Annotated in this window: 17 protein-coding genes and 1 pseudogene; 10 read left to right on the top strand and 8 right to left on the bottom strand. The window is 70.8% G+C overall.

Features of this window, described 5'->3' with window-relative positions; translation table 11 throughout:
* Positions 1-501: 501 nt before the first annotated feature.
* From ACTWQE_RS09710 to ACTWQE_RS09680, 7 genes and pseudogenes are all read right to left on the bottom strand, one after another.
* Positions 502-2508 (bottom strand): prolyl oligopeptidase family serine peptidase, encoded by a 2007-nt coding sequence (locus ACTWQE_RS09710; protein WP_443328445.1) that lies wholly within the window; start codon positions 2506-2508, stop codon positions 502-504.
* 77 nt (positions 2509-2585) lie between these two features.
* Positions 2586-3941: pseudogene (locus ACTWQE_RS09705) on the bottom strand (M20/M25/M40 family metallo-hydrolase); the annotation flags it as partial.
* A complete protein-coding gene (locus ACTWQE_RS09700; protein ID WP_443328444.1) occupies positions 3934-4767 on the bottom strand; it encodes a M55 family metallopeptidase in 834 nt (277 codons plus the stop codon). The gene ACTWQE_RS09700 and the pseudogene ACTWQE_RS09705, both read right to left, overlap by 8 nt.
* 74 nt (positions 4768-4841) lie before the next feature.
* Complete coding sequence (locus tag ACTWQE_RS09695) at positions 4842-5564, bottom strand: class I SAM-dependent methyltransferase (protein ID WP_443328443.1); 723 nt, start codon at positions 5562-5564, stop codon at positions 4842-4844.
* Positions 5561-8041 (bottom strand): SpoIIE family protein phosphatase, encoded by a 2481-nt coding sequence (locus tag ACTWQE_RS09690; RefSeq protein WP_443328442.1) that lies wholly within the window; start codon positions 8039-8041, stop codon positions 5561-5563. The genes ACTWQE_RS09695 and ACTWQE_RS09690 overlap by 4 nt, the downstream gene beginning before the upstream one ends.
* 120 nt (positions 8042-8161) lie before the next feature.
* Complete coding sequence (locus ACTWQE_RS09685) at positions 8162-10609, bottom strand: MFS transporter (RefSeq protein WP_443328441.1); 2448 nt, start codon at positions 10607-10609, stop codon at positions 8162-8164.
* Between the two features lie 246 nt (positions 10610-10855).
* A complete protein-coding gene (locus ACTWQE_RS09680) occupies positions 10856-11299 on the bottom strand; it encodes an SRPBCC family protein (RefSeq protein WP_443328440.1) in 444 nt (147 codons plus the stop codon).
* A 166-nt stretch (positions 11300-11465) separates the two neighbouring features.
* On the opposite strand from ACTWQE_RS09680, the gene ACTWQE_RS09675 reads away from it, so the two are divergent.
* Positions 11466-12494, top strand: coding sequence for an Rv2578c family radical SAM protein (locus ACTWQE_RS09675; RefSeq protein ID WP_443328439.1), 1029 nt, complete (start codon positions 11466-11468; stop codon positions 12492-12494).
* A 135-nt stretch (positions 12495-12629) separates the two neighbouring features.
* Here ACTWQE_RS09675 and ACTWQE_RS09670 read toward each other — a convergent pair whose 3' ends face one another.
* Positions 12630-13241, bottom strand: a complete 612-nt coding sequence (locus ACTWQE_RS09670; protein WP_443328438.1) for a HEAT repeat domain-containing protein — start codon at positions 13239-13241, stop codon at positions 12630-12632.
* Positions 13242-13570: 329 nt separating this feature from the next.
* Between ACTWQE_RS09670 and ACTWQE_RS09665 the strand changes: the two genes are divergently transcribed.
* The 9 genes from ACTWQE_RS09665 (at position 13571) to pssA (ending at position 24439) form a co-directional block, all read left to right on the top strand.
* Complete coding sequence (locus ACTWQE_RS09665) at positions 13571-15397, top strand: 3-hydroxyacyl-CoA dehydrogenase family protein (protein ID WP_443328437.1); 1827 nt, start codon at positions 13571-13573, stop codon at positions 15395-15397.
* Between the two features lie 85 nt (positions 15398-15482).
* Entirely contained in the window at positions 15483-16307 is an 825-nt protein-coding gene (locus ACTWQE_RS09660; protein ID WP_443328436.1) for a TetR family transcriptional regulator, read from the top strand.
* Positions 16308-16724: 417 nt separating this feature from the next.
* The gene (ccrA, locus tag ACTWQE_RS09655) at positions 16725-18062 is read left to right on the top strand and encodes a crotonyl-CoA carboxylase/reductase (RefSeq protein ID WP_443328435.1); all 1338 of its coding nucleotides are present in this window, start codon (positions 16725-16727) and stop codon (positions 18060-18062) included.
* A gap of 11 nt (positions 18063-18073) precedes the next feature.
* Positions 18074-20089: a protein meaA gene (locus tag ACTWQE_RS09650; RefSeq protein ID WP_443328434.1), complete on the top strand. Its 2016-nt coding sequence runs from the start codon at positions 18074-18076 to the stop codon at positions 20087-20089.
* Entirely contained in the window at positions 20086-21045 is a 960-nt protein-coding gene (locus ACTWQE_RS09645; protein WP_443328433.1) for an HpcH/HpaI aldolase/citrate lyase family protein, read from the top strand. Before ACTWQE_RS09650 ends, ACTWQE_RS09645 begins: the two co-directional genes overlap by 4 nt.
* 5 nt (positions 21046-21050) lie before the next feature.
* Positions 21051-21578: a MaoC family dehydratase gene (locus ACTWQE_RS09640; RefSeq protein WP_443328432.1), complete on the top strand. Its 528-nt coding sequence runs from the start codon at positions 21051-21053 to the stop codon at positions 21576-21578.
* Positions 21578-22783 (top strand): acyl-CoA dehydrogenase family protein, encoded by a 1206-nt coding sequence (locus ACTWQE_RS09635; protein ID WP_443328431.1) that lies wholly within the window; start codon positions 21578-21580, stop codon positions 22781-22783. Before ACTWQE_RS09640 ends, ACTWQE_RS09635 begins: the two co-directional genes overlap by 1 nt.
* 167 nt (positions 22784-22950) lie before the next feature.
* Positions 22951-23598 carry a phosphatidylserine decarboxylase gene (locus ACTWQE_RS09630; protein ID WP_443328430.1) on the top strand — a complete coding sequence of 216 codons (648 nt, stop codon included), beginning with the start codon at positions 22951-22953 and terminating at the stop codon, positions 23596-23598.
* Positions 23585-24439, top strand: coding sequence for a CDP-diacylglycerol--serine O-phosphatidyltransferase (gene pssA, locus ACTWQE_RS09625; protein ID WP_443328429.1), 855 nt, complete (start codon positions 23585-23587; stop codon positions 24437-24439). Before ACTWQE_RS09630 ends, pssA begins: the two co-directional genes overlap by 14 nt.
* Positions 24440-24478: the final 39 nt, after the last annotated feature.

Raw genomic sequence — 24478 nt, 5'->3', positions numbered from 1 at the left:
GGCCCATGAGCGCCACCCCGCCGGGCGTCCTGGCGTCGGGGAGGCGTCCGCCCCGGCGTCCGGGACTGCTGCTCGTCGATGTTCTGAGGCTCATCTCCGGACCTTCCTTCGGATGTCGGCCGACCACCCCCTCGGTCCCAGCATGGGCCCGCGCCGGCGGGCCCCGCCCGCGGGTCCGGTCCCTCCGGGGAGGGACGCTGCTCCGTCCGGGTGAGCCCGCGACGAGGGCGGCCCGTACCACCCCGGCCGACCAGGCACACCGCGGCCACGAGTCCGCCTCGGGACCCCCGAGGGACCCCGAGGGACCCCGAGGACCGCCTCGGGACCTCCGAGGACAGGGCGACGCGGCGCGAACTGCCGCCGGGCTCATGACGGTTCCACGGCCCGCTTCGGAGGGACGCTGACATCACCAGGCTTCCGGAGGGACGCCCTCCGCACGAGGGTGGCACCACGGAATCCGGGGGTTCGGTTCACCCACCTCTCGTCCGGCGAGGCTCCGGATCACCGGGTGAGTGCGAGGGTGGGTATGTCCGGCAGGGTGAGGCCGAAGGTCTGGGCGTAGAGGGAGAGTTCGGCCTCCAGCGCCCGGACCAGGGTGTCGGCCCTGCGGAACACATGGCCCTCGCCCTCGAAGGCGAGATAGGTGTGCGGAACGCCCCGCCCGGCCATCTCCGCGACGAACCGCTCGCACTGGGCGGGAGGGCAGATCACATCGTCCAGCCCCTGGAGGAGCAGAAAGGGCGCGGTGATCCGGTCGGCGCGGTGCAGCGGCGACCGCTCACGGTAGCGGGCCGGGACCTCGGCCGGCGGGCCCACCAGGCCGTCGAGGTACCGCGACTCGAAGTCGTGCGTACCGTCGCCGGCCCAGGTGGTGAGGTCCAGGATGGGGTAGCTGATGGTGCCACAGGCGTAGACGTCCGTACCGGCGAGGGATGCCGCGGCCGTCCAGCCGCCCGCGCTGCCGCCGCGGATGGCGAGCCGGGCGCGGTCGGCTGTCCCCTCCTCGGCCAGTGCCTCGGCGACGGCCGCGCAGTCCTCGACGTCCACCACGCCCCACTGTCCGCGCAGCCGGTCGCGGTACTCCCGCCCGTAGCCCGTCGAGCCGCCGTAGTCGACCTCCGCGACGCCGATGCCCCGGGAGGTGAAATAGGCGATCTCCAGGTCGAGGACGAGGGAGGCGCGGCTGGTGGGCCCGCCGTGCGCCCACACCACATACGGCGGGATCTCGTCGGCCGGCGCGATGTGGTCGGGGCTGTGCGGCGGATGGATATGAGCATGGACCTCTCGGCCGCCGGGCCCGGTGAAGGTCCGGATCCGCGGTTCGGGGTAGTACGCCGGATCGACCGGGTCACGGTGCTCGGCCCCGGTCACCCGGGTGTGGCCGGTGGTGGTGTCGAGTTCCACGACCTCGTATCCGCTGCGCGGGCTCGCCGCGATGCCGGTCACCCGGGTGTCCTGCACGGCGAGGCTCGGCGCCCACTCCGTCCAGGGGCCGGGGACGTCGCACAGGTCGCCGGTCTCCGGGTCGAGGATGCCGAGGGCGGTGGTGCCCCGGCCGTGTACGACGGCGACGAGCCCGCTGGGCAGCGGGGCGAACCAGCGATGGCCGATCTTCCACAGCGGCCCGCCGAACTCCTCGGCGCGCGGGCACAGTGCGGTGACGCGCCCGTCGTCCACGCCGACCTCGTAGAGGTTCCACCAGCCGGTGCGGTCGCTCGCGGCCAGCAGCCTCCCGTCGTGCGCCCAGGCCACCTGGGCGACGGCCTCCCGCGCCCCGGCTCCGTCGGACGGCCCGCCCAACAGGGTCCGTACGCCGGTGAACCGGCCGTCCGCCGTGACATCGGCGACCTTCACCTCGGTGCCGTCCCAGGGCATCCTCGGATGGTCCCAGGCGAGCCAGACGGCCCGGTGGCCGTCGGGGGACAGCTGCGGACCGGTCACGAACCGATGGCTGTCATCGGTCAGTTCCCGGACGGCGGAACGGTCCTCGGCGGCCGATCCGTCCAGCGGCACCGCCGCGACGACCCGCCGGACGTCCGTAGGCCTCTCGCCGGTGAACTCTTCCAGTACGCACCACACTTCACCCCGGTCGAGGTGGAGCTGCGGATCGACCCAGCGCAGTCCGCTCCCGAGGGGTGAGAGAGGGGTGAGCGGACGGGGTCCGGGGGCCCCGGGGGCGTCGGGTTCGTAGGCGTGGAGCCGCTGGTCGGCGAAGTCCACGAAGACGACGAGCGGTCCGCCCTCCGCCCGGGGCACCGCCGCCCAGGGCTGCCCCCCGTACTCGATGACCCTGCTGCGGACATTCCACGGCGGGGGAAGGAGCGACTGCTCGCTGCCGTCCGCCCGGCGACGGACCAGGGCCCGCCGCCCGCTCTCGGCGGGCCGCGGCTCGGTCCACCACGTCTCGGTGCCGACGGCGCCCAGGAACTCCGGACGCCCGTCGTGCGCGGCGGCCAGCGCCGCACCGATCGGTGAGCGCCATGCGCCGTACGGGGCCGTGGACACCATCACTCACTCCTTCCGCGGGCCGCTCGTCGCGCTGCCGTCCCCCGGTGGCCCGCTCCTCGAGGCGCCGGCCCGGAGGTGCTGTTCCTCAGGAACCGGTCGAGCACCCGCACCCCGAAGTGCAGCGCCTCGACGGGGACCCGCTCGTCCACGCCATGGAACAGGGCCTGGTAGTCGAAACCCTCGGGCAGCTTCAGCGGGGAGAAGCCGTAGCCGGCGATCCCCAGCCGGGAGAACTGCTTGGCGTCGGTACCGCCCGACATGCAGTACGGCACCGTGGCGGCCCCGGGATCGAAGAACTCCACGGCCTCACGCAGGGCCAGGAACGTCGGGGAGTCGACCGGCGCCTGGAGCGGGACCTCACGGTGGTGGAACTCCCAGTCCACGTCCGGGCCGGTGAGCCGGTCGAGCGTCGTCAGGAACTCCTCCTCCGTGCCGGGCAGCATCCGCCCGTCGACAAATGCCGTCGCATGGCCCGGAATCACATTGATCTTGTATCCGGCATCGAGCACGGTCGGATTCGTACTGTTGCGCACCGTCGGCTGGACCAGGGCACCGGCCGGCCCCAGTTCGGCGATCAGCGCGTCGACGTCCCGGGCCAGATCCCCCGGGTCGCCCGCGGACAGGTCCGCCTCGATGCCGTGCACCGCCGCGAGCTCGGTCAGCGCGGCCCGTACGGTCGGGGTCAGCCGGACCGGCCACTCGTACTCGCCGATGCGGGCGACCGCCGCGGCCAGCCTGCTCACCGCGTTCGACCGGTTGACCTTGGAGCCGTGGCCCGCCCTGCCGTGCGCGGTCAGCCTGAGCCACGCCGTGCCCCGCTCCCCCGCCGCGATCGGATAGAGCCGCAGCCCGGAGGCGTGGAAGGTGAAGGCCCCCGACTCCGAGATGCCTTCCGTGCAGCCCTCGAACAGCTCGGCGTGGTGGTCGGCGAGGAAGCCGGAGCCGTACACCCCGCTGTCCTCCTCGTCTGCGGTGAAGGCCACCACGATGTCCCGGCGCGGCCGGACCCCGGCGCGCGCCCAGGCCCGTACGACGGAGAGGATCATCGCGTCCATGTTCTTCATGTCGATCGCGCCGCGGCCCCACACCACGCCGTCCCGGAGCTCTCCCGAGAAGGGGTGCACGCTCCAGTCGGCGGGCTCGGCGGGCACCACGTCGAGATGACCGTGGACCAGCAGCGCGTCCTCGCCGGGGTCCGTGCCCTCGATCCGCGCCACCACGTTCGTACGACCCCGTTCCCGCTCCAGCAGCACGGGGTCGAGCCCCGCCTCGGTGAGCCGCTCCGCGACGTACTCGGCCGCGGGACGCTCGAGGCAGTCACCGCCGCCGCGGTTGGTGGTGTCGATGCGGATCAGCTCGGCGGTCAACCGCACCACCTCGTCCGGCACCACCGCGTCCAGCACCGCCTCGGCCGGCGCCATCCGGTCAGCCATACTGCTCCTCCACGGCGGCCGAGACGATGGTCGTGACCGCCTTGAAGCAGCGGATGCCGTCGTACATCGTGTCGGTCGTATAGGCGACGCGCCGCTCACCGGCCGGCACGACGCCCGGCACCACCGTCGCCGCCCCCGCCAGATGCTCGGCGTCGAACTCCAGCTCCACCGTGAACGGCCCGGCGCGCGAGGGCTCATGACGAACCGCGAGCCCGGCGGCGTCCTTGGCCGCCGCCCGGATGTCCGCCGCCGTACGGGCCGGTGTGCGGCAGACGGCGGCATACCGCGAGACGTAGTCCTTCACAGCGACGGCGCGCGCCCGTGGCGCGTAGCCTCCGGCGTCCTCGCAGGTGCGGTCGTCGCCGGTCACCAGGACGACCGGAACGCCGTACTCCGCCACCACCAGGGAGTTGAGCAGGCCCTCGCTCGCACGGGCCCCGTTCACCCACACTCCGGTGATGGAGTTGGCGAGGTAGGTGTGGGCCAGCACGCCCTCCGTGCCCGCCCCGGTGTGGTAGCCGACGAACGCCACCCCGTCCACGTCACCGCGCTGGACACCCTCGACCATGCTGAGCGACTTGTGGCGCCCGGTGAGCATCTGCGCCCGGTCGTCCAGCCGCTCCAGCAGGAGATTGCGCATGGTCCAGTGCGCCTCGTTGACCAGCACCTCCTCCGCGCCGCCGTCGAAGAACCCGGCGATCGCCGCATTGACATCGGAAGTGAACAGCGGCCGGTGCCGCTCCCACTGCTCGCTTCCCGGCAGCACGTCGGCGGGCCAGGTGACCCCGGTCGCGCCTTCCATGTCCGCGGAGATGAGGATCTTCATGCCACAAAACCGTACGCGCTGCCCCACGGCCGGACCACGCCTGTGGACAACCCCACCGGTCCAGACCTGTGAAGTCAGCCCGTACGGCCCACGACCAGCCACTGAGCCGGCAACTCGATCAGTGAGCCGTCCGCCCGGTACTCCGTCTGAGCGAGCGCCGTACGGCCGTGCGCGAGCACCTCCAGACCTGCCGCCCGGAAGAGACCGGGCACTTCCGCGTCATCGGCCTCGGCGGGCTTCAGCCCGTGCTCGAAGACCCGTGCGAGCTTGGGTGGCGGCCCGCCCGGCTCCCGTACGAGCTCCTGGAGCACCGTCCTCGACGCGACGGTCAGCTCGGCCACGAAGGCCCGCCCCCGGACCCCGACCAGCTGCGCCACCGCCGCGGCGACCAACGCACGGTCCTTCACCTCGCTCTGGTGGATGACGGCCCGCATATACACATGGGTGTCGCCGAGCCGGGTGTGCAGCTCCTCGACCGCCGCGTGGTCCGCCAGATCGAGCTGCTCGAACCAGGCAGCCTTCTCCGGGTCGTTGCGCCGGGCGTGCTCTATGGCCGAGGCCGACAGATCCACGCCCACCGCCCGGGCGAACCGTCCGGCCAGATAGCGGGTCTGCGTGCCGTTCCCGCATCCCAGATCGACGATCGGCAGCGCGGTGTCGGCGTACGGAGCCAGAAACTCCATGTGCGGGGCGGCGGTCAGCGAGGGGTCGGCATCCCAGATGGCCTCGCCGGGAGCGTCCGATGTCGTCCGCCAGTAGCCCTCCCACGCGCTCTCGTACGCCCTCGAAACGCTCATCCGTGCTGCCCGGAGTCCCCGCGCGCCCCGCGCGGCACGGCCACTTCGAACCAGACCGTCTTCCCCTGCCGGGTCCGGCTGGCGCCCCATTTCCGCGCCACGCTGTTCACCACCCGCAGGCCCCGGCCGCCCGCGGCGTCCCTGCCCGCGCCGAGCAGGACCGGCAGCGCATGGTCGTCATCCGTGACGTCGCAGTGCAGCAGTGCCTCGGCACGCACCAGCCGAAGCCCCACGCGTCCGGAGTGCGCGTGCCGCACGGCGTTGGTGACGACCTCGCTCACCAGCAGCTCGGCACTCTCCACCACCGCGGCCAGGCCCCAGGCCTCCAGTTGCTCCCGGACCAGGCGCCGGGCCCGCCCCACCTCGCGCGGGTCGGGGGCGAGCTGCCAGAAGGCCACGTCCTGGGGCGGTATGCCGTTCAGACGCGCCATCAGCAGCGCCACGTCGTCACTGCCTCCGCCGCGGACACCCAGCGCCCGGATGATGGTGTCGCAGGCCTCGTCCATCGACGCGGCCGGATGCGCGGCGGACTCGCACAGCGCGGCGAGCCCCACGCCGATGTCCTCGCCCCGCACCTCGACCAGCCCGTCCGTGCACAGCACCAGCCGGTCCCCGGGTGCCACCTGCACGGTCGCGGTCTCGAAGGCCACCCCGCCGACTCCTATCGGGGCGCCGGTCGGGATGGACAGCAGCTCACTGCGGCCGTCCTCGGCGCGTACGAGCACGGGCGGGATGTGCCCGGCGTTGGAGATCCGGAGCACCGACTCCACCGGGTCGTATACCACGTACAGGCAGGTCGCGAGGTAGTGCTCGCCCAGCCGCTGCGCGAGGTCGTCGAGGTTGCGCAGCAGCTGCTCGGGCGGCAGGTCCAGCGCCGCCATGGTCTGCACGGCCGTACGCAGCTGGCCCATCATGGCGGCGGAGTTCAGACCGTGTCCCATCACATCGCCGACGACCAGGGCGCTACGCGACCCCGGCAGCCTGACGGTGTCGAACCAGTCCCCGCCGACCCGCCCCAGACGGGTCCCGGGCAGATAGCGCGTCGCCGTGTCACACCCCGCCATCCTGGGCGCGACCTGCGGCAGCATGCTGTCCTGGAGCGTCTCGGCGGCGTTCTCCTGGTAGGTGTACATCCGGGCGTTGTCCAGCACGAGCCCGGCCCGGGCGGCGAGTTCGGCCCCGGTCGTACGGTCCATGTCGTCGAACGCCTCGCGCCCGTCGCGGCGCAGCAGGACCATGAAGCCGAGCACCACCTGGCGTGCCTTGAGCGGCACGATCAGAATCGACCGCCCGTTGATCAGCGGCCGCAGGTCCCGCTTCTCGAACTGCCCCGAGATCCTGTCACCGAGCTCGTCGCTGATCCGCGGGATCAGCACCGGTTCGCCGGTGACCATGCACTGGAAGAACGGGGTGTGCTCGGGAAAGGCGATGGCCTCCCCGACCGGCACGGTGTCGTCCCAGCGCCCGGGCTCGTCGTTGTGCTCCACCCAGACCCGGTGCCATACGGTGGTGACATCCGGCGGGCCGTCCGGAAACCCCTCTCCCGCGAGCACCTGGGCGCGCAGATGCGTGCCGGCGAAGTCGGCGAAACGCGGTACGGCGGCGCTGGTGACCTCGCGGATCGTGGTGGCGAGATCGAGTGAGGTGCCGATCCGGCCGCTGACCTCGTTCAGGAACTCCAACCGCTCCCGGACGGCCGCGTACTCCAGGTCGGGGGCGTCGGCCGTACCCGGCGCAGGGGCGGCGGCGGTCCCCGGGCCGGCGGCCGCCCCGGCCCCCGCACGCCACGACCGGTTCTCCCGCTCGCGGTACTTCGGTACACCCCAGTCGGGTGTGACGGGCACCCGGTCCTGCCGACTGATCTCCAGTACGGGATAGCCGAGTTCGAGCATCTGGGACACGATGCGGCCGCTTGCCGCCGGCCCCATGTGGGGAAGGATGTCGGGCAGCCGCTCGGCGAGCCGGTCCGCCGCGGGAAATTCCGTGTGCAGGGCGAAGCCGGGCGCGATCCGCTCGTAGGCGGCCCGCTCCTCTTCCTCCGCTCCCCCGGCCCCGAAGAGCCGCGCCGACTCGGCCGCGAGCACGAGCAGCCGCTCGGGCCCCGGCCCCACCAGGGGGTAGGCCCACCACAGCAGATCGACCCGGCGTTCGCCGGGCCCGGACATCCTCGCGCGCCCGGCCGTCGGGTAGAGCACCCTGCCCCGGAGGGAGTTCCCGAGTTCCGGCCCGAAGTCGTCGTCGGACGCCTCCTCGTCGCGGCCTTGCGGACCGGAGTCCCCGAGGGCCCCGGACACCGGCATGAGATCGGCGGCCGGGGCGCCCAGCGCCTGTGCGCGGCCGGTACCGAAGAGTCGCGACGCGCCCGAACTCCAGTGGGACACCAGTCCGTCGGCGTCCACGACGACGACCGCGAGCGGAATCCTGCCGGACACGGCGACCGGCTCCCGTGACCGTTGCGGCGGAATGCCACCGTCCATGAAGGGGAGGCTCCTTCCCTGCCGCAGCGGTGCGGCACCTTTCACCACGGTACGGGTGAGTAGGGTTACTGCGCGCCCCAATGACGGAACAGGTTTACACCCACGGTTCCGGGTGAATGCTCAGTCCTCGTGGCCGAGTTGGAGGTCGCGTTCGGTGCGCCCGCCTCCCGCGACCTGGAGGACCGTGGCCACCGGCGGATAACCCGTGGCGATCACGGTGTACTCACCCGCCGACAGGTCCACGAAGCGGAAGGTGCCGTCCGCTCCGGTCGTCAGGGTGTCGACCACATTCCCCGCCGCGTCCAGCAGCGTGACCCGGGCGTCCTCGACGGCACGGCCGCCGTGCGCACGGACGGTGCCGCGGAGTACCGCTCCCCCCGCCAGTTCGACGTCCTGGCGGGTCTCGCGGGCCGCCTGGACGGTCACGGCCAGGGCGGTCGGCCGGAACGCCGGTGCGCTGGCGGCGAGGACGTACTCCCCCGCCACCAACTCGCCCATCACATAGCCGCCGTCGCGCCCGCTGCGGGTCGAGGCCACCACCTCACCGCGTACGTCGGTCAGCGTCACCGTCGCGTCCCGCACCGGTGCGCCGTCCGCGGTCAGCACCGTCCCCGCGAGGCGGCCCGCCCCGCCCAGAACCACATCGAGCTCGACCGGCCGCTCGCCGACCGTGACGCTCACCGCCTGCGGCTGATGTCCGCCCGCGGCCGCGATGAGGACATACGCCCCGGAGCCCGGCGTACTGAGCGCGTACCGGCCGTCCTCACCGGTGGCGCCCCGCCCGATCTGCCGTCCGGAGACGTCGATGAGGGTGAGCGCGGCGCGGGGCACCGTGGTCCCGTCGTGGTGCTGGACCGTGCCGCAGACCGGCACCCCGGCCGGACCCGCGCCCGCGGAGCCGCGTACGGCGCCGGATGCGGAAGCAGGGGCGTACGCGGACCGGGCGGGCGGAACGGTCGGGGTCTCGGCGGCGGCGCCGGGGGCGTGGTGGGACACCAGGGGTTTCTCCTTCAACAGGAAGGCGAGCAGAAGGCCGAGCGCGAGCACCGGCACGAGATGGAGGAAGATGCGCGGCATGGCCTCGGCGTACGCCCGGATGTACCCGTCGCGCAGCGCCGCGTCCATGGCGTGCACCATCCGCGGCGTGATCGAGTCCGGCTCCGGCAGGCCGGCTCCGGCGGGCAGTTCGCGCGTGAGGCCGGCGGCGAGCCGGTTCGCGAAGAGCGTCCCGAAGACCGCCGCGCCGATCGAACCGCCCATCTGCCGGAAGTAGTTGTTGGCGCTGGTGGCCGCGCCGAGGTCGGACGGCGGCACCGAGTTCTGGACGGCCAGGATGAGTACCGGCATGACGAGGCCGATGCCGACACCCAGGACCGCCATCCCCACGCTGTACTCGGCCCGGGTGGTGCCGGTGTCGAGCCGGGACAGCAGCCACATGCCGACCGCCGAGAGGGCGCAGCCCAGCGGCGGGTACACCTTGTAGCGGCCGGTGCGGCTGATGAGGTGGCCCGAGCCGACGGAGGCGAGGACGATGCCGCCCATCATGGGCAGCATGAGCAGCCCGGACTCCGTGGCGCTCACGCCGTCGACCATCTGCAGGAAGGTCGGCAGATAGCTGACGGTGCCGAACAGCGCCACACCGATGACCGCGCCGATGAGTCCGGTGACGGTGAAGACCGGGTCGCGGAACAGCCGCATCGGAATGATCGGTTCGGGCGCGAAGTTCTCGACGACGACGAAGAGGAGAGCCGTACCGAGCGCGCCGCACGCCAGCCCGAGCACGACCCGGGAGTGCCATGCGTACTCGGTGCCGCCCCAACTGGTCAGGAGAATGAGGCAGGTGGAGGAGGCGGCGAGAAGCAGAGCGCCCAGGATGTCGAGACGCGGCCTGGCGGCAGGTTTGGGGAGCTGGAGCACGGCGGCGACGACGCCGAGGGTGACCAGCCCCAGGGGCACGTTGAGGTAGAAGCACCAGCGCCAGGAGGCACGGTCGGTGAAGAAGCCGCCGAGCAGCGGGCCCGCCACCGAGGCGAGTCCGAAGGTGGCGCCGATGAGGCCCATGTAGCGGCCGCGCCGGCGGGCCGGGACGATATCGGCGATGATCGCCTGAACGCCGATCAACAGCCCGCCGCCGCCGATGCCCTGTACGGCGCGGAAGGCGATCAGCTGCTCCATCGTCCGCGACCAGCCGGTCAGTGCGGAGCCGACCACGAAGACCACGATGGCGAACTGGAAGACGCCCTTGCGGCCGAAGAGATCGCCGAACTTCCCGTAGAGCGGCAGGGCGATGGTGGAGGCGAGGAGGTACGAGGTCACAGCCCAGGACATGGTGTCCAGGCCGTGCAGCTCGCCGACGATCCTGGGGAGGGCCGTCGCGACGACGGTCTGGTCGAGGGCCGCGAGCAGCAGGGCCGGCATCAGCCCCAGGACGGCCATGCGGGTCCGCCGCGGGCTGAGCGCCGCGGTCCCTGCGACGGCGCCGGAGGAGGCGTCGCCGGCGGGGGCGTCGCAGGCGTTGGCGGCCACGGCGTCCGCCCCGGCGCCCTTCACCAGTGTGCTCCCGCCCACGTACCGCTCCCCTCGTCGCGTCTGCGCGCCATTTCTCGCATTACGCGACAACAGCGAGCAAGCGCGACGATTCAACGGGAAGGGTGTGGAAGCGGGGCCGACTACGGTCGCCCCAGGGGGCTTTCAGGCGCTCATCAGCGGCTTTCGCCGTGGACGCGATCTCCCCGCCGACCGCCCTCACCGCCGGGAAAACCACTCGTTCCGGTGAGAGTCATGGCGGGCCCGCCGATCTCGTACCCGTGCGGGTTACTTCTCCACCTCGGCGGCGAGCTTGGCGAGCACCGCGTCGTAGATCCGGCCGAGCCCCTTGGGCGCGAAGGTCCTCTCGAAGAAGCCGCCGATACCGCCCGCGCCGTTCCAGACAGAGGTGACGACGACCTTCGCCTTGCCGGTGCCGGCCGGAGTCACGGTCCAGGTGGTGACCATGGAGGAGTTGCGGTCCGTCTCCACCAGCTGACCCGCCGTGGGCTCGGAGACCTCCAGCAGGCAGTCGCGCACCCGCTTGCTGGTGGCCTGGAGCTTCCAGTGCACCAGGGTGCCCTCGCCCTTGCCGCCCTCGCGCACCTCGTACTCGCTGAAGTGCTCCGGGAGCAGCTTGGCGCGGGTGCCGGAGTAGTCGGCGAGCGCGGTCAGCACCGCCTCGGGTTCCGCCGCGACGATCCGCTCCGTTGAGGCCTCGACCTGCGCCATCGTTCTTCCTTCCCCTCGGCCCGCACGGCCGGTGTGTCCCGCGCGGGGTCTGTGCCGCCAAGCCAACCACCGGGGAGGCGCCCGCCCAAATCCGGGGGCCGGACGCGGCAGCTGGCATGAATCGAATATCTGTTCTAGCGTGAGGGCTGCAAGGAAAGGAGGCGCCATGCGCTGGGACGGTCTGAACGACGACGCGACCACGGCGGCGCCCGCGCTCTTCGGCACCGACGCGGTGACCCGCACCTTCGACACCCCCGAGTTCCGCGGAATCACCTTCCACGAGGTCCGGGCGCGCTCGATCGTGAACCGGGTGCCGGGGGCGTCCCGGATGCCCTTCGAGTGGACGGTCAACCCCTATCGCGGGTGCTCGCACGCTTGCGTCTACTGTTTCGCGCGCAAGACCCACAGCTATCTCGACCTCGACACGGGGACCGGCTTCGACTCGCAGATCGTGGTGAAGGTCAACGCCGCCGACCTGCTGCGCCGCCGGCTCGCCTCGCGCGGCTGGCAGGGCGACCACATCGCGATGGGGACCAACGTCGACTGCTACCAGCGGGCCGAGGGCCGCTACCGGCTGATGCCGGGCATCCTCGCCGCCCTGCGCGACTACGCCAATCCCTTCTCGATCCTCACCAAGGGCACCCTGATCCTGCGCGACCTGGAACTGCTGCGGCAGGCGGCGGCGGTGACCGAGGTCGGCACCTCCGTCTCCGTCGGGTTCCTCGACAGCGAACTGTGGCGCACGGTCGAGCCGGGCACACCGGCGCCCGACCGCCGTCTGGAGGTCTGCCGCACCCTCGTGGCCAACGACATCCCGTGCGCGGTCCTGATGGCACCGGTCATCCCGTTCCTCAGCGACTCTCCGGAGCAGCTGCTCGCGACCGTACGGGCCGTGGCCGCGGCCGGGGCGACCTCGGTGACGCCCCTCGTCCTGCATCTGCGGCCGGGGGCCCGGGAGTGGTTCATGGCGTGGCTGGCCCGGCACCATCCGCACCTGGTGCGGCGGTACGAGACGATGTACGGGGACGGCGCCTACGCCCCCACGTGGTACCAGCGGCGGATCACCCGCCAGGTGCACGAGTACGCCGCGGAGTCCGGCATCGGCCCCTCCCGCTCCGGCGGCTCCCGCCGTATTTCGGCATCGCCCGACCCGGAGCCCGCAGCCCCCGGAGCGACCCAACTCACCCTGATATGACGGCATGTCCGCTCTGAGGTCATGCTGCCGTGACGCCATGTCCGCCACGACGTCACGTCGTCACGTCGTACACCACCGCATGCCCGCTACGACGCCTGCCGTACCTGACCTCGTGCCCGGCAGGTCACCGGGGGGTCACGGCCGTGGAGCCGCCCCGAGCCGGGCCAGCGACGCCGATGCCGCCGCGGCGAGCCGCGGGTGGTCGCGGGCGGCCGTCAGCACGGGCACCGCCCGGTCGTCACCCAGCGCGCCCAGGCCCTCCACGCAGGCCAGCGCGATACGCCAGTAGGGGTCGTGCGGCGCCAGCAGCCGCTGAAGGGTCGCGGTGAGCGCGGGGACGGACTCGGGGGCGCGGAGCGCGGTGAGCAGCCGGACCGGGTGAAGGGCGTAGGCGGTGCGCAGCGGGTTGGTGGCGAGCGCGGCCGCGGCCCGGGCCGTGCGCGGGTCGCCGAGCCGGGCCAGGGCGGCGGCCGCGGTCGCACAGCGCTCGGGGTCCCGGTGGTTCAGCAGGAGCACCAGCGTCTCGAAGGCGCGCCGGTCCGCCGCGCAGGCGAGCCCGAAGGCCGCGATCTCCCTCGCCCACAGCGGCCGGCCCGCTTGGGTCAGCACGCGCGCCATTTCCTCCCGCTCGTCCCCGGCGACCGGTGCGCGAGCGAGGGCGACCAGCCGGACGTACTCCGCGGCCGCCGCCGGACCGGCCGCCTCTCCCCGTGCCCGGTCCGCCAGCGCATGGAAGTCCTCGTCCATCGACCGCCCCTCCCCGTGGTCCGCGCCACACGACACGGCGTCCAACTTCCCCTGGCCAACTTGGTTACCCCCGAGTTAAGCTTTCGATACGAGCACACCCGCTCGGGCGGCCTGGTGACGCAGCCGCCAGTGCAGTCGGTTCTGCACGAGCACGCAGTACGGCACGGCTCCGGGACAGGGCCTGCCGGTTTCCCCTCGGGCCGCTCTGCCCGACGTGCACCACATCACGCAACGCCCTTCCGCGGTGCCCCCGTTGGCGTACCCGGAAGCACCCTCAGTCGTCACTCTCCTCGTGCCCTGCGCCGGGGAACACCCTCTGGAGTCTCGCGATGGACCGTCCATCCACCTCTGATCCCGCCACCTCCCCCTCCCCCGGCACGTCCCTCGGCACGATCGCCGTCGTCGGCCTCGGCACCATGGGCACCGGCATCGCCGAGGTCCTGGCCCGCGCCGGCCGCGAGGTCATCGGGATCGACATCAGCGAAGCCGCCGCCCTGCAGGCAGTTGCGGCCCTGGAAGCCTCCACCGCCCGCGCCGTGCAGCGCGAGCGGATCACCGAGCAGGAGCGGCGGAACGCGCTCGCCCGCTTCCGTACCTTCTCCGATCTGCAGGCCGCGGCCGACGCCGACCTGGTGATCGAGGTCGTCCCGGAGCACTACGACACCAAACACGAGGTGTTCTCCGCGCTCGACGGCATCGTCCGGCCCGACACCATCCTCGCGACCGGCACCAACGCCCTGTCGGTGACGCGTCTCGCCGCCGACTCCGCCCGTCCCGAGCGCGTCCTGGGCCTGCACTTCTTCAACCCGGCGCCCGCGATGAAGCTGGTCGAGATCGTCTCCTCGGTCCTGACCGCGCCCACGGCCGTCGCCGCGGTCACCTCGCTCGCCCAGGAGCTGGGCAAGGAGCCGGTGGCCGTCGGCGACCGGCCCGGCTTCGTCGCCGACGGCCTGCTGTTCGGCTACCTCAACCAGGCCGCCGCGATGTACGAGGCGAAGTACGCCACCCGCGAGGACATCGACGCGGCCATGCGGCTCGGCTGCGGTCTGCCGATGGGCCCGCTCGCCCTGCTGGACCTGGTCGGCATCGACACCGCGCGCCGCGTCCTGGAGGCCATGTACGCCGCGTCCGGCGACCGGCTGCACGCCCCCGCGCCGATCCTCAAGCAGCTCAGCGAGGCCGGGCTGACCGGCCGTAAGTCGGGGCGTGGCTTCTACACCTACGAGGCGCCCGGCAGCGCCGGCGTCGTCTCCGACGCCGAGACCCCGGCCGGAGCCGGCTCGGCGGCCGCCTCCGCCCGCAGCGTCCGCAGCGTCGGCGTGGCGGGCTCCGGCACCATGGCCAGCGGTATCGCCGAGGTCTTCGCCAAGGCCGGCTACGACGTGGTGCTCGCCGCCCGCAGCCAGGACAAGGCGGACACGGCGAAGGCCCGGATCGCCAAGTCCCTGGCGCGCTCCGTCGACAAGGGGCGGCTGACGGCCGAGGCCCGGGACGAGACGCTGGCCCGTATCTCCCCCGCCGGTTCGCTGGACGCGTTCGCCGACGTGGACCTCGCCGTGGAGGCGGTGGCCGAGGACCTGGAGGTCAAGCAGCAGCTCTTCACCACCCTCGACAAGGTCTGCAAGCCGGGCGCGGTGCTCGCCACCACGACCTCCTCGCTGCCGGTCATCGCCTGTGCCCGCGCCACCTCGCGGCCCCAGGACGTCATCGGGATGCACTTCTTCAACCCGGCGCCCGCCATGAAGCTGGTCGAGGTCGTGCGTACGGTTCTCACCGCGGACGATGTGCACGCCACCGTCCGCGAGGTGTGCACCAAGGTGCGCAAGCACCCGGTGGACTGCGGCGACCGCGCCGGTTTCATCGTGAACGCCCTGCTGTTCCCGTACCTCAACAACGCCGTCAAGATGGTGGAGGAGCACTACGCGACGCTCGATGACATCGACGCCGCGATGAAGCTGGGCGGCGGCTACCCGATGGGCCCGTTCGAGCTCCTGGACGTCGTGGGCCTGGATGTGTCACTCGCCATCGAGCAGGTGCTGCACCGCGAGTTCCGCGATCCGGGGCTGGCTCCCGCGCCGCTGCTGGAGCATCTGGTCGCGGCGGGCTGCCTGGGCCGCAAGACGGGGCGCGGCTTCCGCGAGTATGCCCGGCGCTGACCGGCCGCAGGGGTGGGGCGGGCTGCTGGACCCTTCGGACAGTCCGCCCGCACACACCGTCGACGCACCGTGTTACGTTCCCCACATGTCCCAGCCCGCCAAGTCCGCTCGTACCCCGCGATCGACCGAGAAGGGGGCTTCCGAAGGGCCCCCGGAGAGCGCGGGAAGCCGCCGGGCCGCCGCCCAGCGGCTCAAGATGCGCCGCGAACTGGCCACCGCCGCGATGGAGCTGTTCGCGACGAAGGGGTACGAAGCGACGACCGTGGACGAGATCGCCGCGGCGGCCGGGGTCGCCCGCCGGACCTTCTTCCGGCACTTCCGCTCCAAGGAAGAGGCGATCTTCCCCGACCACGACGACACGCTCGTACGGGCCGAGGCGGTGCTCGACGCGGCGCCCGCGCACGAGCATCCGCTCGACACGGTCTGCCGGGGCATCAAGGAAGTCATGCGGATGTACGCGGCGTCCCCGACGGTGTCCGTGGAGCGCTACCGGCTGACCCGCAAGGTGCCCACCCTGCGGGAGCGCGAGATCGCCTCGGTCGCCCGCTACGAGCGGCTGTTCACCCGCTATCTGCTGGGCCACTTCGACGAGCGGGCGCACCACGACGGCGACGACGACCCGCTGCTGGCGGAGGTCGCCGCCTCGGCGGTGGTCACCGCGCACAACCATGTGCTGCGGCGCTGGCTGCGCAGCGGCGGGCAGGGGGATGTGGAGGCGCAGCTGGACCACGCCTTCGCGATCGTCCGCGACACCTTCGGCAGCGGGATCGGCGCGGGCCGGTCGGCCCCCGACCAGGAGCCGGCGGCCAGGGTGGCCACGGACGGCGAGGTGCTGGTGACGGTGGCCCGCACCGACGCGCCGCTCAGCGAGGTCATGCGCACCATCGAGCGGGCGCTCAAGAACCGCTGACACCCGCCTCCCGGGCCCGTCCGTCGCCCGGACCGGGGCGGAAGATCGGGGCAAAAAAGAAAAACTTTCCGTTCACCTATGAACACTCTCGGCAATGGCCGCCCCCTTCAGGGCGGCCATTGTTGCTCATACGTACCCCGCGGATGACATCTGAGAGAAATTGTTGGCACGCAGTGTCTTGCCGAGTGGCACGCGGTGCCATACGTTGAAAGTGTCCGGGCGGCCGGCGTGCAGAGAACCCTCGTACGCCGGCTGTCCCCGCAATCCATGCGCGCCCGGACGCCTGCGTCACAGGCACCTCCTGCGCCACCCGCGCTGCCAGCACCATACAGAGCCGAACCGACGGCACCGCGCTTCACCCCAACCAGACCCCAGCGTTCCCTCAAGCGTTTCCCAACGCTTCGCCGGAGGCCCCAAGTGAACGAAATCCTGGACGCAATCCTCTCCCCCGAGAGCACCGCTGCCGACATCGCCGCCCTGCCGCTCCCCGAGTCCTACCGGGCCGTGACCGTCCACAAGGACGAGGCGGAGATGTTCGCCGGTGTCGAGAGCAGGGACAAGGACCCGCGCAAGTCACTGCACCTGGACGAGGTTCCGGTGCCCGAGCTCGGCCCCGGCGAGGCACTCGTCGCCGTGATGGCCAGCTCCGTCAACTACAACTCCGTGTGGACCTCGATCTTCGAGCCGGTCTCCACGTTCAGTTTCCTCGAGCGGTACGGCAAGCTCTCGCCGCTCACCCAGCGCCACGACCTGCCGTACCACATCATCGGCTCCGACCTCTCGGGAGTCGTCCTGCGCACCGGCCCGGGCGTGAACGCCTGGAAGCCCGGTGACGAGGTCGTCGCGCACTGCCTGTCGGTGGAGCTGGAATCGGCCGACGGCCACAACGACACCATGCTCGACCCCGAGCAGCGCATCTGGGGCTTCGAGACCAACTTCGGCGGCCTCGCCGAGATCGCGCTCGTCAAGTCCAACCAGCTGATGCCCAAGCCGGGCCATCTGAGCTGGGAGGAGGCGGCGGCTCCGGGCCTGGTCAACTCCACCGCCTACCGCCAGCTGGTCTCCCGCAACGGCGCCGGGATGAAGCAGGGCGACAACGTCCTGATCTGGGGCGCGAGCGGCGGGCTCGGCTCCTACGCCACCCAGTTCGCCCTGGCCGGCGGCGCCAACCCCATCTGTGTCGTCTCCAGCGACCAGAAGGCGGACATCTGCCGCGCGATGGGCGCCGAGGCGATCATCGACCGCAACGCCGAGGGCTACAAGTTCTGGAAGGACGAGCACAACCAGGACCCGAGGGAGTGGAAGCGCTTCGGCAAGCGCATCCGTGAGCTCACCGGCGGCGAGGACGTCGACATCGTCTTCGAGCACCCGGGCCGCGAGACCTTCGGCGCCTCGGTGTACGTGACCCGCAAGGGCGGCACCATCGTCACCTGCGCCTCGACCTCCGGCTACAACCACGAGTACGACAACCGCTACCTGTGGATGTCGCTGAAGCGGATCATCGGCTCCCACTTCGCCAACTACCGCGAGGCCTGGGAGGCCAACCGTCTGATAGCCAAGGGCAAGATCCACCCCACGCTGTCGAAGACGTACAGCCTGGAGGAGACCGGCCAGGCCGCCTACGACGTGCACCGCAACCTCCACCAGGGCAAGGTCGGCGTGCTCGCCCTCGCTCCGCAGGAGGGCATGGGCGTGCGCGACGAGGAACTGCGCGCCAAGCACATCGACGCGATCAACCGCTTCCGGAACGTCTGAGAGACCCTTAGATGACTGAGCGCCCCCAGAAGGACCGTCCGTGGCTGATGCGGACGTACGCCGGACACTCCACGGCCGAGGCGTCCAACGAGCTGTACCGGCGCAATCTCGCCAAGGGCCAGACCGGCCTGTCGGTCGCGTTCGACCTGCCGACGCAGACCGGCTACGACCCCGACCACATCCTCGCCCGCGGCGAGGTCGGCCGGGTCGGGGTCCCGGTCTCCCACATCGGTGACATGCGACGGCTGTTCCAGGACATCCCCCTGGAGCAGATGAACACCTCGATGACCATCAATGCCACGGCCATGTGGCTGCTGGCGCTGTACCAGGTGGTCGCCGAGGAGCATGGAGCCGACATCTCCAAGCTCCAGGGGACGACGCAGAACGACATCGTCAAGGAGTACCTCTCGCGCGGGACGCATGTCTTCCCGCCGGGCCCCTCCCTGCGGCTGACCACCGACATGATCACGTACACGGTGGCCAACATCCCCAGGTGGAACCCGATCAACATCTGCAGCTACCACCTGCAGGAAGCGGGGGCCACCCCGGTCCAGGAGATCTCGTACGCCATGAGCACGGCCATCGCCGTTCTCGACGCCGTACGGGACTCCGGCCAGGTCCCGCCCGAGAAGTTCGGCGATGTGGTCGCCCGGATATCCTTCTTCGTGAACGCGGGCGTCCGCTTCATCGAGGAGATGTGCAAGATGCGCGCCTTCGGCCGCATCTGGGACCGGATCACCCGTGAGCGGTACGGCATCGAGAACGAGAAGCAGCGCCGTTTCCGTTATGGCGTGCAGGTCAACTCCCTGGGCCTGACGGAGGCCCAGCCGGAGAACAACGTCCAGCGGATCGTCCTGGAGATGCTGGCCGTCACCCTCTCCAAGGACGCACGCGCGCGGGCCGTCCAGCTCCCGGCCTGGAACGAGGCCCTGGGCCTCCCCCGCCCCTGGGACCAGCAGTGGTCCCTGCGCATCCAGCAGGTCCTCGCCCATGAGAGCGACCTGCTGGAGTACGAGGACATCTTCGCGGGCTCCCATGTCATCGAGTCCAAGGTCGACTCCCTCGTCGAGGAGTGCCTGGCCGAGATCGAGCGGATCCAGGAGATGGGCGGCGCCATGGCGGCCGTCGAATCCGGCTACCTCAAGGCCCAGCTGGTCTCCTCGCACGCCGAGCGCCGGGCCCGGATCGAGGCCGGCGACGAGAAGATCGTCGGCGTCAACTGCTACGAGGGCACCGAGCCCAACCCGCTCACCGCCGACCTCGACACCGCGATCATGACCGTGGACCCCGAGAACGAGGCCCGGGTCGTCGCGGCGCTGCACGAGTGGCGCGACAACCGCGAGGAGGCCGCCGCGCAAGAGGCCCTGTCCACCCTCAAGGCGGCCGCGGCCGGGGACACCAACCTCTTCGCCGCCACCCTCGACTGCGCCCGCGCAGGGGTGACGACCGGCGAGTGGGCCTGGGCGCTGCGGGACGTCTTCGGCGAGTTCCGCGCCCCGACGGGCGTCAGCAGCGCGCCCGTGGCCGTCGCCGCCGAGCCGGGCACCCCACTCGCCGAGGTCCGCGAGAAGGTGGCCCGGACCGCGGAGGAGCTGGGCAGCGGCCGGCTGCGCCTGCTCGTGGGCAAGCCCGGCCTGGACGGGCACAGCAACGGCGCCGAGCAGATCGCCGTACGGGCCCGTGACGCCGGCTTCGAGGTGGTCTACCAGGGCATCCGGCTCACCCCGGAGCAGATCGTCTCGGCGGCCGTCGCCGAGGATGTGCACTGCGTCGGGCTGTCGATCCTGTCCGGCTCGCACGCCGAGCTGGTGCCGGACGTGCTGGACCGGCTGCGCCGGGCCGGGGTGGACGACATCCCGGTGGTCGTCGGTGGGATCATCCCGTCCGCCGACGCCCGGATGCTCGAGGCGGCCGGAGTCGCCGCCGTCTTCACCCCCAAGGACTTCGGTATCACGGAGATCATCGGACGTATCGTCGACGAGATCCGGAAAGCGAACAAGCTCGACCCTCTGGAGGTCCCCGCATGACTGTGAACCGCCTGCGGCCGCGCCGCTCCTGCCTCGCCGTGCCGGGCAGCAACCCGCGCTTCCTGGAGAAGGCGCAGGGCCTCCCGGCCGACCAGGTCTTCCTCGACCTGGAGGACGCGTGCGCGCCGCTCGCCAAGGAGGGCGCCCGGCACACCATCGTCGACGCGCTCAACAACGGCGACTGGACGGGCAAGACCAGGGTCGTGCGGGTCAATGACTGGACCACCCACTGGACCTACCGCGACGTCGTGACCGTCGTGGAGGGCGCCGGTCCCAACCTCGACTGCATCATGCTGCCCAAGGTGCAGGACGCCACCCAGGTGCAGGCGCTGGACCTGCTGCTCACCCAGATCGAGAAGACGATGGGCTTCGAGGTCGGGCGGATCGGGATCGAGGCGCAGATCGAGAACGCCAAGGGCCTGGTGAACGTCGACGACATCGCCGCCTCCTCGCCGCGCCTGGAGACCATCATCTTCGGCCCGGCGGACTTCATGGCCTCCATCAACATGAAGTCGCTGGTGGTCGGTGAGCAGCCGCCCGGCTACCCGGCGGACGCCTACCACTACATCCTCATGCGGATCCTGATGGCGGCCCGGACGCATGACCTCCAGGCCATCGACGGCCCGTACCTCCAGATCAAGAACGTGGACGGCTACCGCGAGGTCGCCGGCCGCGCCGCGGCGCTGGGCTTCGACGGCAAGTGGGTGCTGCACCCGGGCCAGGTGGAGGCGGCCAACGAGGTCTTCTCCCCCTCCCAGGAGGACTACGACCACGCGGAGCTCATCCTCGACGCATACGAGTGGTGCACCTCCGAGGCCGGTGGCAAGAAGGGGTCGGCGATGCTCGGGGACGAGATGATCGACGAGGCCAGCCGCAAGATGGCACTGGTCATCGCGGGTAAGGGCCGTGCCGCCGGGATGACCCGTACGTCCAAGTTCGAAGCCCCGGAGGCCTGAGCACCATGCAGTTCGGACGCACTTACGAAGAGTTCGAGGTCGGGGCGGTCTACAAGCACTGGCCCGGAAAGACGGTCACGGAGTACGACGACCACCTCTTCTGTCTGCTCACCATGAACCACCACCCGCTCCACATGGACACGAACTACGCCGAGAAGACGACGGACTTCGGCAAGAACGTCGTGGTGGGCAACTACATCTACTCCCTGCTGCTCGGGATGTCCGTGCCGGACGTCTCCGGCAAGGCGATCGCCAACCTGGAGATCGAGTCGCTGAAGCATGTGGCGCCGACCTTCCACGGCGACACCATCTACGGCGAGACGACCGTGCTCGACAAGACGCCGTCGAAGTCCAAGTCGGACCGCGGGATCGTCCATGTCGAGACCAAGGGCTACAAGCAGGACGGCACCCTGGTCTGCGTCTTCCGGCGCAAGGTGATGGTGCCGACCGAGAGTTACATCAAGGAGCGCGGCGGCGAGCAGCCCGGCCGCCCGGAGCTTCGGGCTCCCGCCGAGAAGAAGCAGGTGAAGTGATGAGCCGTCTCGCGCAGACCCACGGGCTGACCGACGTCCAGCAGGAGATCCTCTCCACCGTCCGTGACTTCGTCGACAAGGAGATCCTGCCGGTCGCCACCGAGCTGGAGCACCGCGACGAGTACCCGGCGCAGATCGTCGAGGGCCTCAAGGAGCTCGGCCTCTTCGGTCTGATGATTCCGGAGGAGTACGGCGGTCTCGGCGAGTCGCTGCTGACGTACGCGCTGTGCGTGGAGGAGATCGCCCGCGGCTGGATGAGCGTCTCGGGCATCATCAACACCCACTTCATCGTGGCGTACATGCTCAAGCAGCACGGCACGCAGGAGCAGAAGGACCACTTCCTCCCGAAGATGGCGCTCGGCGAGGTGCGCGGTGCCTTCTCGATGTCGGAGCCGGCCCTGGGGTCGGATGTGTCCGCCATCACGTCCAAGGGCGTGAAGGACGGTGACGAGTACGTCCTCAACGGTCAGAAGATGTGGCTGACGAACGGCGGCTCGTCCACGCTGGTCGCGGTGCTGTGCCGCACCGACGAGGGGCACCCGGAGGGCACCGCCCCGCACAAGTCGATGACCACCTTCCTGGTCGAGAAGGAGCCGGGCTTCGGCGAGGTCCGCCCGGGGCTCACCATTCCCGGCAAGATCGAGAAGATGGGCTACAAGGGTGTCGACACCACCGAGCTCATCATGGACGGCCTGCGGATCCCGGCAAACCGGGTGCTCGGCGGACAGACCGGACGTGGTTTCTACCACATGATGGACGGCGTCGAGGTCGGCCGCGTCAATGTCGCGGCACGGGGCTGCGGGGTGGCTCAGCGCGCCTTTGAGCTGGGCGTTTCCTACGCTCAGCAGCGTCACACCTTCGGCAAGGCGATTGCTCAGCACCAGGCCATCCAGTTCAAGTTGGCGGAGATGGCTACCAAGGTCGAGGCCGCCCATGCGATGATGGTGAATGCAGCACGGAAAAAGGACTCCGGGGAGCGCAATGACCTCGAAGCAGGGATGGCGAAGTACCTCGCCTCCGAGTACTGCAAAGAGGTCGTGGAAGACGCCTTCCGCATCCATGGCGGCTACGGCTTCTCCAAGGAGTACGAGATCGAGCGCCTGTACCGCGAGGCGCCGATGTTGCTGATCGGTGAAGGTACCGCCGAGATCCAGAAAATGATCATTGGTCGTCGGCTGCTCGAGGAGTATCGATTCCAGGGGTAATTGTCCGCTTTGGGGCAATTCTTCGAGAGGAAGATCACACCCTGCCATCGGTCTTCTGACACCGACTCGGCTCCTGGCTTGCCCAGTTGCCGCACGAAACCGATAGCATCCCGGAAAGCCGTCGTCCCCCATTGCAGCGCGGCATTCATCCGCTACGAAGGTCATCCATGCCCCACAGCCAAACCTCTGCACCACGCGGCCGGGTCCGCCTCGCGCGCGGAGCATCGCCGTGGCTCCTCCCGACCGTGGCCACTGCAGCCATCAGCCTCACCCGCGCCCGGCGCTCCGGGCGCTGGGCGGGGGTCGCTGTGCCCGCCACCGCGCTGGCGGCCGGCATGCTGTGGTTCTTCCGCGACCCCGAGCGTGAGATCACCCAGGGCCGGGTGATCTCGCCGGCCGACGGTGTGGTGCAGAGCATCATGCCGTGGAAGGACGGGCGCACCCGCGTCGCGATCTTCATGAGCCCGCTGAACGTCCACGTCAACCGTGCCCCCCTCGCGGGCACGGTGACGTCCGTCGAGCACATCCCCGGCGGTTTCGTTCCGGCGTTCAACAAGGAGAGCGAGAACAACGAGCGGGTCGTCTGGCACTTCGACACCGAGCTCGGTGACATCGAGATGGTGCAGATCGCCGGTGCGGTGGCGCGGCGCATCGTGCCGTACGTGCCGCAGGGCACGAAGGTGGAGCAGGGCGAGCGGATCGGCCTGATCCGCTTCGGCTCCCGCGTCGACGTCTATCTGCCGGAAGGTGTGGACGCCGCCGTCGAGGTCGGCCAGACCACCATCGCGGGGGTGACTCGCCTTGACCGTGATTGATCCCGAGCCGCAGGCCACCTGGGTGCCCGAGGTCGTCGAGGAGGTCGAGGACGACGAGATGCCGCTGTCCACGCGGCTGTCGATAGCGGACACCCTCACGCTCGGTAACGCCACCTGTGGCTTCATGGCCGTGTACTTCACCACCACCGGCGTCCTCATCCCGCATCTCACGGGCAGCGAGAACGGCGGGATGTCGCGGCACAGCGCCGCGACCGCCGTGATTCTGATGCTGCTGGCGTCGGTGTTCGACCTCTTCGACGGACTCGTGGCGCGCAAGCTGCGCAGCTCGGCGATGGGGGCGGAGCTGGACAACCTGTCGGATCTGATCAGCTTCGGACTGGCCCCGGCGTACTTCGTCGTGGTCTGGGGCATGGTCGATCCCGACGCGCACCAGCGGGTCTCGGCGGTGGCCGCGATCGTGGTGCTGTTGGCGGTGGTGCTGCGGCTTGCGAGATTCTCCTGCGTCACCCTGCGCGACGGCATCTTCCAGGGCATGCCGAGCCCCTTCGGCGCGCTGACCGTCGTGTCGATCGTGCTGCTGGAGCTGCCGTTCATCCCGACGCTGCTGGCGATCATCGGGGTGGCCTGGCTGATGGTGAGCCGGGTCGAGTACCCGAAGCCGCGGGGACGGCTCGCGGTGGCGATGCTCGGCTGGATCGTGCTGAGCATGGGCCTGCTGGCCGCCTGGGCGTTCGACGCCCCCGGCGGGCAGTTGCTGCTGCAGACCGGCTGCGCGCTCCAGGTGGTGCTGGGCGCGGTGATCCCGCTCTTCGCCACGGCGCGGCGGGTGAACACCTTCCGGGACAACCGGCGCGAGGCGCGAGCCGCCCAGCTGCCGTAGTTCTCCGCTGACGGCCGAGGGCCCCCGAGCCACTGCTCG

The organism is Streptomyces sp. 8N706, assembly GCF_052245415.1.
Lineage (GTDB): Bacteria > Actinomycetota > Actinomycetes > Streptomycetales > Streptomycetaceae > Streptomyces.
The sequence above is the reverse complement of the archived record's forward strand: the minus strand, read 5'-3'. Positions and strand labels throughout refer to the sequence as shown.

Coding starts and splice junctions, on each gene's coding strand:
- ACTWQE_RS09650 (WP_443328434.1), top strand. CDS start 18,074: ATGACTGAGCGCCCCCAGAAGGACCGTCCGTGGCTGATGCGGACGTAC.
- ACTWQE_RS09700 (WP_443328444.1), bottom strand. CDS start 4,767: ATGAAGATCCTCATCTCCGCGGACATGGAAGGCGCGACCGGGGTCACC.
- ACTWQE_RS09695 (WP_443328443.1), bottom strand. CDS start 5,564: ATGAGCGTTTCGAGGGCGTACGAGAGCGCGTGGGAGGGCTACTGGCGG.
- ACTWQE_RS09660 (WP_443328436.1), top strand. CDS start 15,483: ATGTCCCAGCCCGCCAAGTCCGCTCGTACCCCGCGATCGACCGAGAAG.
- ACTWQE_RS09675 (WP_443328439.1), top strand. CDS start 11,466: ATGCGCTGGGACGGTCTGAACGACGACGCGACCACGGCGGCGCCCGCG.
- ACTWQE_RS09670 (WP_443328438.1), bottom strand. CDS start 13,241: ATGGACGAGGACTTCCATGCGCTGGCGGACCGGGCACGGGGAGAGGCG.
- ACTWQE_RS09710 (WP_443328445.1), bottom strand. CDS start 2,508: ATGGTGTCCACGGCCCCGTACGGCGCATGGCGCTCACCGATCGGTGCG.
- ACTWQE_RS09635 (WP_443328431.1), top strand. CDS start 21,578: ATGAGCCGTCTCGCGCAGACCCACGGGCTGACCGACGTCCAGCAGGAG.
- ACTWQE_RS09665 (WP_443328437.1), top strand. CDS start 13,571: ATGGACCGTCCATCCACCTCTGATCCCGCCACCTCCCCCTCCCCCGGC.
- ACTWQE_RS09680 (WP_443328440.1), bottom strand. CDS start 11,299: ATGGCGCAGGTCGAGGCCTCAACGGAGCGGATCGTCGCGGCGGAACCC.
- ACTWQE_RS09690 (WP_443328442.1), bottom strand. CDS start 8,041: ATGGACGGTGGCATTCCGCCGCAACGGTCACGGGAGCCGGTCGCCGTG.
- ACTWQE_RS09645 (WP_443328433.1), top strand. CDS start 20,086: ATGACTGTGAACCGCCTGCGGCCGCGCCGCTCCTGCCTCGCCGTGCCG.
- ACTWQE_RS09640 (WP_443328432.1), top strand. CDS start 21,051: ATGCAGTTCGGACGCACTTACGAAGAGTTCGAGGTCGGGGCGGTCTAC.
- ACTWQE_RS09630 (WP_443328430.1), top strand. CDS start 22,951: ATGCCCCACAGCCAAACCTCTGCACCACGCGGCCGGGTCCGCCTCGCG.